This is a genomic window from Paenibacillus aurantius (assembly GCF_032268605.1).
GTDB lineage: Bacteria > Bacillota > Bacilli > Paenibacillales > NBRC-103111 > Paenibacillus_AO > Paenibacillus_AO aurantius.
The window spans coordinates 4,401,428-4,413,078 of record NZ_CP130318.1; the positions used below are offsets into that span (position 1 = coordinate 4,401,428).

Sequence of the window (11,651 nt, forward strand, 5' to 3'; positions counted from 1 at the left end):
CCTAACTCTATAAGTAAGTCCATTATACCACCGCACCGCAGAAGGTAAGCATAGGGGAACGATCTAAAAGCAAAATTTTACCTATATTCCGCAATAACTTATATAGAAAATCTACCCCCGGGGATAGTAGCATGAAGGAGCCGCGAGTGGCGCTGTAAAGGCACCGGACTCATGGAATGACCGATTCATAACGCCAAGGAGGGTATGGAAGATGGTTCAAGCTAAGAAGGTATGGTGGATAGGCTTGATGCTGGCGATGGTTTTGCAGGTGGTTGGGGTGCCGCCTCACGTTATTCAGCCGGCATCCGCCCAATCTAACGAGAACCTGCTGGCAAACCCGGGGTTTGAAAGTGATTGGACGAACTGGTCCAGCTTGGGCGGCGATGATTCGATCGATACGACTACCGCCCACAGCGGATCCAAAAGCCTGAAGTTTGTCGGCAACATGAACAATCTTAACAACAAAGTCGCCTCCGCCTCTTACATCAATGTAACGGAAGGTCAACCGATTCGGATCCGGCTCTATTCCAAGGACACGCTGACCGCCGGGACAACCACCGTCGGCATCCGGTTCTGGGATGAGAACGGAACGACGATCTCCTATGATTTCTTTCCGCTTCCATCCTCCAGCAATTGGATCAATCAGGAACAAACCATCATCACCCCCAAAAATACCTCGAAGCTGAATCCGGTGAAGTACTCCATGAGGGCGACCCTTTATATCCAGGTTCAGGAGAGCGCCTCAGGAAGCGTCTGGATCGATGATGTCTCCCTGACGACCGACAATCTCCTAAGCGATCCGGGCTTTGAGCTGAACAATTCCAGCTGGGCGGGCAGCCTGACGTACAATACCACGGCTGCAAATGTTCGGACGGGGAACGCCTCGGCCCAGATCATCGGGAATGCCGGCAGCTTCAACGAATTCCATTCCGCTTCCTTTATCCCGATCGATGAGAATCAGAACGTGACCTTGATGGCCAACGCCAAGAGTACGCTGGCGTATAACGAAACGTTGAAAATCGGGTTCGCCTTCTACGATGCCTCGCAAAACCTGCTGTCCTACTCGTGGTCGGACCGGGTGGTCAACAGCGGCTCGTGGGCTACGGCCACCTACTCCGCCCAGTCTCCTGCCGGAACCCAGTATGTCAAAGCTTATTTCTGGATCAGCCAGAACGCGGCGGGGACGGCCTGGATCGATGACGTGGTCCTGTACTCGCAAAACATTTTGCTGAACCCCGGCTTTGAAGACGGGTATGCCTCTTGGAATCAACGCGCCACTTCCCTTGATCCCGCTGCTGCTCATAGAGGGACCAAGGCGGTCAAATTTACCGGCGATCCGGCTAATGCCTTTAACGTTATGGAGTATGTGAACCTGCTGCCGGCCGCTCCCGGTGACAATTTCATGCTGAAATCCTATGTCAAAAGCAACCTGACCGCCGGCAGCTTCCAGATCGGCCTGCGGTTCGTTAAAGCAGACCGGTTAACCTCGAACGGATATACCTGGTCTACCACTGTCTTGTCCTCGAACTGGGTGGAGAATAACGATGTTTTTGTGGTACCGGAGGGAACCTATTACGTACAGCCCTATTTGATGTTGAGCCAGGATGCCGTCGGCAGCGTGTGGGTGGACGATACGTTACTTAGCCAAGTCCCCCAATCCCTTAAGCTTACCCTGCCGGAAAAGCATGTGTGGAGCACGGATTCCAAGATCATGACCAACTTCGAAATTAACCTTTCCAAAGGAAGCCTGTCGGATTATAAAGTAAAGCTGGAACGGTACACCTTCGGAAGCTCGACACCCGTTACCAGCAAAGAGTATTTGACCCTGTCGCCAAGCTTTGCGGATTATTTCGACGTCTCCACTCTTCCTTCCGGCTATTCCATCTACAAAGCCCATCTCATCAAAAAAAGCGACTCCTCCGTCCTTCAAACGGTCGTTCAAGAAGTCCTGAAGGCGGACAAATACGCCTATCCCGTTCTGCCGGACACGGCCGCTTCCGGAGTGGATGCGAATAAAGCCTTTACCTTGAACGGCGCGACCTTTAATCCGCGCTACATGTATCATGTGGATCCTTATGATTACGCCTCTCTTAAGGAGCGCGGCTTCAATGCCGTTCAGGCCCGCGGCTCCAATCTGGATGCGCTGCAGTACGCCGGTCTTAAGGGAATGGTGATGCTGTATCGTTCCTCCCAAGTGGACCTTTCCTATATACAGGAGCAAGTAACCAAATATAAGGATCATCCTGCTGTCTATGCCTGGCTGCTAAACGATGAACCGGATCTTACCAATATGAGCGCAACTCCGATTACAGAAGCCTACAATGCGATCAAGGCCATCGATCCGAATCATCCCGTATTCTTGAACACGGCTTATAAGAAATCGCTGGTGAACGGCACTTATTTGGCCGGCCTCGATGTGACGAGTCATGATCCGTACCCTTTCGGGGGAAGCGATAAAGTGACGGACGTTAGCGAAGTCGTGGACGATCAAGCCGCCACGAATAAACCGATTGCTACCGTGCTGCAGGCTTTCGGAAACTACGGCACCTGGACGATTCCGACGGCCGAGCAAGTACGCGCCATGACTTACCTCGCCGTGAATCATGGAACGAAGGCCATCGGGACGTATGTTAATGACGATTATCCCGCCGGCTTCCTGCTTAAACGAGACGCTCCCCAGATTTGGGCCCAGTACAAAATCCTGAACCAAGAGCTGGAAACGTTGAAGTCCGTTATCGCCGCCGCGCCGGTTGCCCAGACGATTACCTCCTCTTCTCCTGCTCTTGATATCAAGGTCCGGGAATTCAGCGGAACCCGTTATCTGTTCGCCGTTAACACAACGCGGGATAACATTACTTCCACCTTCAGCGGATCGGGATTAACCGGCAAAACGTCCGCCGAAGCCATATACGAATCCAGAACGAAACCGGTAAGCGGAGGAAGCTTAAGCGATACCTTCTCTCCTTACATGGTTCACATTTACAAGCTGACCCCATAAAGCAACCATCTGCCGGATCATCTGCATCTGGCGAGTCTAACTAAAGAAGGGATTATTCATCTTATGACGGAAGCTTCGATTCAAAAGAAAGTAGGAATTGGAATACTGGGAACGGGAAGCCGCGGGGTCTATTTTGCCGGCGAATACTTCAGAAAGCACCCGGATTGCGTGTTAACCGGTCTATGCGACGTTCGCCCGGAAAGCCTGGAATTTGCCCGGCGTGAGCTGGGTGATCTTCCGGCTACAACCTCGATCGATGACTTTCTGCAATTGCCCCATCTGGATGCCGTGGTGATCTGCAGCAATGACCACGCCCATGCCGATAATGCCGTTGCCGCTCTTGAGGCCGGCAAGCATGTCTATCTCGAGAAGCCTATGGCCCAGACGATCGAGGATTGTGACCGGATCATCGAAGCCGCCGCCCGATCGGGCCGTGTCTTTATGGTGGGCCTGGAACTGCGATACTGTTCCCTGATGATCGATATGAAGCGCATCATCTCCTCGGGAGAGATCGGAGAGATTAAGCTCGGCACGGTAACCGACAACGTTTCGGTAGGTGGCCACTATTATTATCATGGGGCCAGACGGCGCAAGGATTACGTGAAAAGCCTCATCCTGGAGAAAGGGACGCATTCCCTTGACCTGGCGAATTGGCTGGTCGATGCGACGCCGGTAAAGGTATACTGCAGCGGCGGTCTGGATGTATTCGGCGGCAGCGCCCCGAACGATAAACGCTGCCGCGACTGCTCGGATGCCGGCACATGCCCTTATTATCTGGATACCGTGAGCGGTTACAAGATGGACTACGGCGATGTCAAGCTAAGCCATGACTTGTGTGTCTATGCGGTGGAATGCGATGTTCCCGATAATGCCTTCGTGCTTATCGACTATGATAACGGAGCCCGAATTTCGTATATGGAGTGTCATTTTACGCCGGAATACACACGGGAATTTATGTTTGTCGGCACCAAAGGGAAAATTTGGGGCTTCTACAACAACGAGCAGGATTTCAAGATCCGAGTATTGAAGCGGTTTACAGAGGAAGAGCAGGTCTACTATCCCGAGAAACGGGAGGGCGGACACGGTGGTGGAGATACGGGAATTGTGAACGAATTCGTCCGCCTGGTGCAGAAAGGGGAGCCCGTCTTCCAAGGGATTAAAGGGGCCCGCGACAGTGCGGCCATTGCCATTGCGGCCAGCGAGTCGTCCGAAACCGGAATGCCTGTGTGGATCCGCCCCAATGAGAAGGCGGCCGAGATGAATGTATGAAGCGTTGATATCAGGAGGGCTTATGAACCCGCTCGAACCATCTAAATGGATATGGAATGAAGGCAGCCGGGATGAGGTCAATCAGTATGTGGAGTTCCGGCATGAATTCCTTCTTCCGGAAGCTCCGGCTTCCACAAGGCTGTACCTGTCCGTTGATTCGGAGTATGCCGTTTGGATCAATGGAACCTTCGCCGACACTGGGCAGTATGATGATTTCCCGCAGAACAAAGCTTACGACGAGTTATCCGTCGGACCTTGGCTCCGCGAAGGGAAAAACGTTCTGTGCATCCTGGCCTATTACCAGGGGCAGAACAGCTTTCAATATATCAAAGGCAGCCCCGGGCTTATCTACTCACTGGAGGCCGGCTCTCTGACGGTTAGGAGCGGCTCCGATACGTCCTTCCGCCCGTCTCCGGCCTATAGGAGCGGTCCTGTCCCGGTCAGCACCAACCAGCTGGGGTTCACGTTTGAATTCGATGCCGGACGAGACGATGGCTGGCTGACGGAAGCCTATCAAATGGGCGAAGACTGGAAGCGGTTTGGGGACGGCCCGGAAGCCCGAACGGGCCCCCGGCTGTACAAGCGGCCGGTTCCGAAGCTTGTCATTCAGGATCGGTGTCCGGCAAAGCTGCTGAGCCAAGGCTTGTTCATTCGGCAGGCAGAACCGAACACCTCCGTAGCCGAGCTCATGCAGCACGATTATCTATCTTACCGCTTACCGGAATCTCTTATGGAAACGGCCGGGGATTTCTCTCTCCCTTCCCCGGCCGGCCTTTCCCTCCGGCCATCGCTCTTTCGCGAGAATGGTGGGGTATACCTTCTATTGGATCTGGGCCGTGAGGAATGCGGGCTGCTGGACTTGGAGCTGGAGGCGGATGCGGGCGTCCTGGTGGACATTGCCTACGGCGAACATCTGGAGGATTTGCGGGTACGCGCGGAAGTGCGCGGCAAGCATTTTGCCACCCGGTACCAATGCGGGGAAGGGCGCCAAACGTTTACCCATTGCCTCAAAAGGTGGGCAGGCCGCTACCTGCAGGTGCACATCAGCGGGGTGACGGAACGGTTCGTGCTCTATTATGCCGGCCTGAGAGCAGTGGAATACCCTGTCGAAGCCAAGGGGGAATTCTACTGTCCCGACCGTCTTCATCAGCAGATTGAGAAGGTGGCCGTTCGTACTCTGCATCTGTGTATGCACGAGCATTATGAAGATACCCCATGGAGGGAACAGGCCCTCTATGCCATGGATGCCCGGAACCAGGCCCTATGCGGATATTACGGCTTCGGGGAGTATGAGCTTCCCGGAGCCTCCTTCCAGCTTCTTGAGGAGGGGCTGAAGGAAGACGGGTTTCTGGAAATTTGCGCTCCGGCCGAGAATGTCATCACCATTCCTTCGTTCAGTTTCTTGTGGGTGGTGGAGCTCGAGGAGCACCTCCTCTACAGCGGCAGATTCGAACTGGCCGAAGCCCGTTTGCCCGCGGTACAGCGCATGATGGATACGCATATCGGCCGGCTGCGGGACGGCTTGTTAGCCAATCCCGCCGGTTCCCGCTATTGGAATTTCTATGACTGGGCTTCGGGGATGGACAACTGGAGTGCCATTCTTCCTCCCGGGGCTTCAACGGATCGGATAGACTACGACGCTCCGCTCAACTTGTTCTTCGTGATGGCTCTGGATGCTGCGGCGAGCCTCCTGAAACTATGCGGCAGACCCGAGGCCTCTGAGCGCTACTCCTCCCTCTCCGCCAAAGTTAAAGCGGCGATTCAGGATCGGTTCTGGGATCCGGCCGAATCCGCTTACCGGACCTATCGGCGGGAAAACGGCGTCGATCATTATGCGGAATTGACGCAGGCGTTGGCTTTGTGCGCGAAGGTTTGCCCCGAACCGCTGGCAGGCGGACTGAGGGAACGGCTGGCAAAGCGGGATAACGGATGGGTACCGGTCACGCTCAGCTATTCCCTTTTCAAGTTCAAGGCTTTGCTGGAGGATCCCGAGCGGTACGGTCCGCTGGTCTTCCATTCCATTGCGGATGATTGGGGCGGGATGCTGTATAAAGGAGCGACCAGCTTCTGGGAAACGAAAGAAGGCGCCGATGCTTTTGACCGGGCGGGAAGTCTGTGCCATGGCTGGTCGGCGATTCCCGTTTATTTTTATTACGCCTACCTTTTGGGAATTACCCCGGTAGAGCCCGGATTTAAAGTGTTTCGCTTTGAACCGGCTCGTTCGGTTTTTCATCAAGCCTCCGGCGTCGTCCCGACCCCTTATGGGCCGATCAGCGTGAAGTGGGAGGCGACTCCCCAAGGGCTTCATAGCGACGTGACCTGGCCGGAAGGGATCGTCCCTCTAAGAAAGCAGTAGAAGTCGAGGAAGCTTGCCCTGTATATAATATAGTAAAAAGCCCTGCAGACCGGACCCGTAAGTCCGCCCGCAGGGCTCTTTTGCCGCTGTAAATGCCCTTCCCTTTCCGTCCGTTTTCAGCACGAGTCCATGCCTTTAAGAATGGCATCCGCCAGCACGCGGTCGAAGCTTCCCCACCCGGGATCGACATTGCCGTATGGATGGTTCAGCATATTTCCTTTGAGCTCCGTAAGAAAATACCGGCCATATAGGTGCAGCTGGAAGAAGTAAGAGTATCCTCCGACAAAAGCGATCTGGGTTTCCTGTGCGATCCGTTTCATCTGCTCATGAACCCGGTAGGTCTCCCGGCGGCTGCCGCTTTCGGAGAAAATCGGGTTTCTGCCGTTGTTGGTCAGCAGCAGGCAGCAGGCCCCTGCCCTTCGGCAGCCTTCGATGATCGCACGCAGGCTCCGTTCGCTGGCCTCGGTTTCCCCCGAATATCCGTCATTGATAAAGTATTCGATCATGACCAGATCCGGCTTAAGGCTCAGCACCTCATCCTGCAGCCTGGCAATTCCCCGCATACTGGATTCTCCCGACACCGCAACATTGGAGGTATAGAGAGCGCATGCCGGAAATTGGGTTCTTAAAGCATGAGCCACCTCGTAAGGCCAGCGGCCGGAACGGGTGGTGCTTTCCCCATAAAAAGCTATCCGGACCGGTTGGCCGTTCCGCATGCGTTCCATCACTGGTGCGAGGTGGGGGAACCTTTCCCGCTCTATAAAATGAAGAGGATCCCGGGGGCTGGTTCTCCTATCCATGAGCATGTGCGGCTTGGCGGAAATCTTGTAGCATGCCCCTCTTTCGGGGAGACCTTCGAGGGAAGCGAACGAGACAGCCAGCCCCCAGTCCACCCCCTTGCCATAGGCCGAAGGCACCATCAAGGGCACTTGATCCTCCAAGCTGAACAAAACCGGTTCGGACCACCGCAAGCTCGCTGCCTCCAACTGCTGCCCCGTCCCGTAGTCCTCACCGGACATAGCCATACGTACGGTAAAGGTAGGATCCTCGGAGGATACGTCCAGAATCTCCACGTAGTAGTCACGCGGCATCATATCCTCAAACCGGCCCGTTATCGCCGGCGGCTTCCCGTTATGGTTTCCTCCCGAATATAGCTCCACGCTTACTTGTCCGTCATGGATCTCCTGCTGGCCCCAGCCCAGAAACACATTGGCAAGAGGCACTCCCTCCGTAACAGCCGGAGGATCCGGCAGCAGCAGCTCCCTGGATTCATAGGGCTCCGTCATCCCCTCGATGACTTGGATCTCTCCATTCCGGAGGATAACAATGGTGTCATACCGGCACAGCCACACCTGGTAATCCAACGAGAGCAGCTGCCCGTCCCGGAGGCTTCCCTCCGGGTTTCTCTTGATCGTCCCCATGTACCAATCCACTACATAGTCTACGTTTTCCCGGTAGCATGGCTGACGGTCTTCTCCGTATACCCGAAGCGAACCCGGAACCATCCGCTGGTACGGCTCCCCTCCGCTCCCCCGAATGCCCTCCCCGTTCCAGCCGCCCGGTACGGTGCGGGCTTCCCCATGAAGGGTATACCGCTGGTTCGTTAGGATCCGGGATCCGGGAGGCGTCAGCTCCACTTCAACCGCTTCCTTCAAGGTAATTCGGATCCCATTTGCCAACAAGACTTCGCCTGGCTCAATTCGGAGCCCCCAGGGGGATCGGGAAGATGTGTTTACTTTCAACCCGGTAATCTTTCGGTCCCTAACCCATTCATCCCGCATTTGCCCGACTCCATTCCCTGACATTGTCCATCACCCCTTCAAACCGGTCGAAGCGATTCCTTCGACGAATTGTTTCTGGGCGAACAAGAAAACAACGACAACCGGGAGGGTGACAATGACGGCGGCCGCCATCAGGATTTGCTGCTCCAGGCCGACATCGCTTCTCAGGAAGAGAAGTCCAAGCGGAAGGGTAAACATTTCCTTATCGTGCAGGTACAAGAGCGGCCCGATCGTATTGCTCCACGCCCCCATGAACGTAAAAACGGCTAGCGCGGACAGCACCGCACGCGAAAGCGGGAAATAAATCCGCCAAAGCGCAGTCCAAGGGCCGCACCCGTCTATCTTGGAAGCTTCATAAAGCTCTTTCGTCGTGCTTTTATAGAATTGATGAAGCAGAAAGATGCCGAAGGAGCCGCCCAAAAAGGTGGGAACGATGAGAGGGTAATACGTATCCAAGGCACCGAACGATTTCCAGATGAAATAGCCCGGGATCATGGTCACTTGAAAGGGCAGCATGAGGGTAGCGAGCATCCCCAAATACAGAACCTTCTTCAGCCGGAAGGTAAACATCGCCATTCCGAAGGCCACCATCGAACAGGAAAGCAGGGTGCCGATCACATCGGCGATCACGATAACAAAACTGTTGAACGTGTATCTTGCAAAATCAACCTTCACCCATACATCCGCATAGTTGCTCCAGACGACCGGGCTTGGAATCCATTGCGGCGGCAGCTTCGATACATTCATGCCTGCCTTCAGGGAGGTCGAGAGCATCCAGTAAAAAGGAATCAGCGTAACGATCCCCCCGCAAGCAGCAGGAGATGAATGACCGCATTCTTCATGGAATAACGGTTACTCATAATGAACCCACCTCTTCTCAAAGCGCTTCTGTACCAGGGTTACCGCCAGTATGACAATAAACAGGGCCCAGGACATGGCGGACGCATAGCCCATTTTGGTGGTCAGAAAAGCATCCTTGTAAATCAAGATGTTCGGGGTGACTTTGGAATCGGGAACCACGTTCGGGGAATCGAACATGACCAGAAAAACATCAAAGGCTTGAAAGGCCGAAATCGTCGATAACACCAGAACCAGGAAAATCATCGGCGACACAAGGGGGAATACAATCCTCCAGAACACCGACCACCGGTTCGCCCCTTCCAGGGAAGCCGCTTCATAAAGATCCTTCGGCACCCCCTGAATGGCTGCCAAGAGGATGACCATGGAGGAACCGACTCCCTTCCATACGTTCACAAGTGCGACACTCGTGATCGGAAGCCACCATTGCTTGCTGTCCAGCCAGTCGACAGGGGGAAGGGATAGGGAAGTGAGCATGTAGTTGACCATCCCGTAGGTCTTGTTCAGCAGCCAACCCCACATGGTGCCGCCGGCCAGCCAAGGAGTGACCACAGGCAGAAAGTACAGCATGCGGTAGAAGGATTTGCCCCGGATCGACTGGTTCAGGAAATACGCCAGCACAAGCGCCAAGATCGTCTGCAGCGGGACGAAAATGGCGGCAAACAGCAGGATATTTCTTAAGGAGTACCAGAAGGAGGCATCCTGAATCAGCCGGCTCCAGTTCCGGCCTCCTATCCAATCAGGCGCATTAAACATATCCCACTGGGTAAAGGTTAAATAAAGGGAAAAGAAGAACGGGAAAGCGAAAAAAACCAACAGATTCAAACTGAAGGGCAAGGTCAATAGATAGCCCCAGCGAGCTTCATTTCGCAAGCTGCTTCCTCCTCTGGAACAAAAGGATAGATGGCGGGGTCCGAAAGCCCCTCCGCCATCTCTTCCCTGCCTTATTTGTTTTGATCCAGCACTTTCTGGACTTTATCTTGAATCTGCTTCATGCCTTCTTCCGGGGCAAGCTTCTGACCGAGGATGTCGACAAAAATCGGCTGAGCCGCCAAGCGCCATTCCTGCCACGACGGATTCTCGTCCGTGGTTACGCCCGCCTGTGCGATCCCCTCGCTGAACGCCTTCTTATTCTTAGGATTGGCATTGGCATCCAGCTTCGTAATCGCATTCTTCTGTACCGGAATGGATGCACCGCTCTTGGCCAGCACGGTCTGGGCTTCCTCGCTCAAGTAGTACTTGAGAAATTCCCACGCCGCGTCTTTGGCGTCTTGCTTGGCCTTAGAGAAAATCACCCAGCTGTTCGTAACGATCGGCACGACCCGTTTGCCATCCGCTCCTTTTGGCATCATGACCGTATCGTAATCCAAGGAGGCAAACTCTTTATTGATAAGCGCCTGGTTGCTGTACTGCATGAAGAACATGGCCGCCTTGTTGGAAGCAAACGCCTTCCACTCGCCTCCCGCCACTTTGAGGAAGTCAGCGTCCGGGCTAATGCCCGTTTTCACCAGGTCGGCCCATGCCTTGATGCCGGCAATCGATTTGGGATCGGTAAACATCGCCTTCGTTTTGGATTCATCGAGCACCTGGCCGCCTTGCGAGCGGGCCCACGGGTACCAGCCCTGGGTAATGCCCACGGAAGCGGCAAAACCATACTGATCCGGCTTGCCGTCACCATTCGTGTCCTTCGTCAGCTTCTTGGCCGTGTCGATCATGTCCTGGTAGGTCCAGTTGTCGGTAGGGAGCGGAACGCCGGCATCCGTAAACATTTTCTTGTTGTAAGCCAACGCTACCGGATTGATCCCATGGGGGATGCCGTACACCTTGCCATTGGAAGCTTTGGCCGCGTACAAGCCGGATATGTAGTCCGCCTCTTTAAGATCCTTCTTGATGTAGGGGGTCAAATCCTCCGCCACGCCCCGGCTTCCGTAACCGAGAATGACAGCGTTTTCTTGAAACCATATATCAGGAGCCGTGCCGCCGGCGATTTCCGTCGTAATTTTGGTAGCGAAATCACCCCACGGTGCTTCTACAATCTCGGTCTTGATGTTCGGAAACTTGGCGATAAATCCATCGATGATCTCTTTCTTGGTTACATCATACGAGCCCGGGAGTCCGATCTTCAGCTTCATTTCTTTCGGGGCTTTCGATGCTTGCGGGGTGCCGGAAGCCGCCGGATTCGTTGAGGATTCCCCTGTTTTGCCTGTACTGCAAGCCGTTAAGGAAACAACCAATAACGATGCTGCTGCCGTCATCAAGCTCTTTTTCATATTCATTCCCTCCTGTTTGGTAAGTTGCGACCCAACCTCAGAAATCGATTTCTTCTTTCTTCTTCATAGTATAAGGCTGGTATTTTTTAGTCAATAACTTTTTCACAAAAATAAAATTA

At 54.3% G+C, this 11,651-nt stretch carries 7 protein-coding genes; 3 read left to right on the forward strand and 4 right to left on the reverse strand.

Annotated features, from left to right (window positions below):
- Positions 1–211: 211 nt before the first annotated feature.
- The 3 genes from MJA45_RS20030 to MJA45_RS20040 all read left to right on the forward strand — a co-directional run bounded on the left by MJA45_RS20030 (position 212) and on the right by MJA45_RS20040 (position 6,623).
- A complete protein-coding gene (locus tag MJA45_RS20030; protein ID WP_315603665.1) occupies positions 212–2,998 on the forward strand; it encodes a hypothetical protein in 2,787 nt (928 codons plus the stop codon).
- A gap of 63 nt (positions 2,999–3,061) precedes the next feature.
- A complete protein-coding gene (locus tag MJA45_RS20035; protein ID WP_315603666.1) occupies positions 3,062–4,267 on the forward strand; it encodes a Gfo/Idh/MocA family protein in 1,206 nt (401 codons plus the stop codon).
- 22 nt (positions 4,268–4,289) lie between these two features.
- Positions 4,290–6,623, forward strand: coding sequence for a family 78 glycoside hydrolase catalytic domain (locus MJA45_RS20040; RefSeq protein ID WP_315603667.1), 2,334 nt, complete (start codon positions 4,290–4,292; stop codon positions 6,621–6,623).
- A gap of 116 nt (positions 6,624–6,739) precedes the next feature.
- Here MJA45_RS20040 and MJA45_RS20045 read toward each other — a convergent pair whose 3' ends face one another.
- From MJA45_RS20045 to MJA45_RS20060, 4 genes are all read right to left on the reverse strand, one after another.
- Positions 6,740–8,302: an SGNH/GDSL hydrolase family protein gene (locus MJA45_RS20045; RefSeq protein WP_315603668.1), complete on the reverse strand. Its 1,563-nt coding sequence runs from the start codon at positions 8,300–8,302 to the stop codon at positions 6,740–6,742.
- A 132-nt stretch (positions 8,303–8,434) separates the two neighbouring features.
- On the reverse strand, positions 8,435–9,178 hold the full coding sequence (locus MJA45_RS20050; RefSeq protein ID WP_315603669.1) for a carbohydrate ABC transporter permease: 744 nt from the start codon (positions 9,176–9,178) through the stop codon (positions 8,435–8,437).
- A 78-nt stretch (positions 9,179–9,256) separates the two neighbouring features.
- The gene (locus MJA45_RS20055) at positions 9,257–10,135 is read right to left on the reverse strand and encodes a carbohydrate ABC transporter permease (protein WP_315603670.1); all 879 of its coding nucleotides are present in this window, start codon (positions 10,133–10,135) and stop codon (positions 9,257–9,259) included.
- Between the two features lie 71 nt (positions 10,136–10,206).
- A complete protein-coding gene (locus MJA45_RS20060; RefSeq protein WP_315603671.1) occupies positions 10,207–11,532 on the reverse strand; it encodes an ABC transporter substrate-binding protein in 1,326 nt (441 codons plus the stop codon).
- Positions 11,533–11,651 lie beyond the last annotated feature (119 nt).

Excerpts from the sequence above, each read along its gene's own strand:
- MJA45_RS20030 (WP_315603665.1), top strand. The coding sequence starts at position 212 with ATGGTTCAAGCTAAGAAGGTATGGTGGATAGGCTTGATGCTGGCGATG.
- MJA45_RS20035 (WP_315603666.1), top strand. The coding sequence starts at position 3,062 with ATGACGGAAGCTTCGATTCAAAAGAAAGTAGGAATTGGAATACTGGGA.
- MJA45_RS20040 (WP_315603667.1), top strand. The coding sequence starts at position 4,290 with ATGAACCCGCTCGAACCATCTAAATGGATATGGAATGAAGGCAGCCGG.
- MJA45_RS20050 (WP_315603669.1), bottom strand. The coding sequence starts at position 9,178 with ATGCTCTCGACCTCCCTGAAGGCAGGCATGAATGTATCGAAGCTGCCG.
- MJA45_RS20060 (WP_315603671.1), bottom strand. The coding sequence starts at position 11,532 with ATGAAAAAGAGCTTGATGACGGCAGCAGCATCGTTATTGGTTGTTTCC.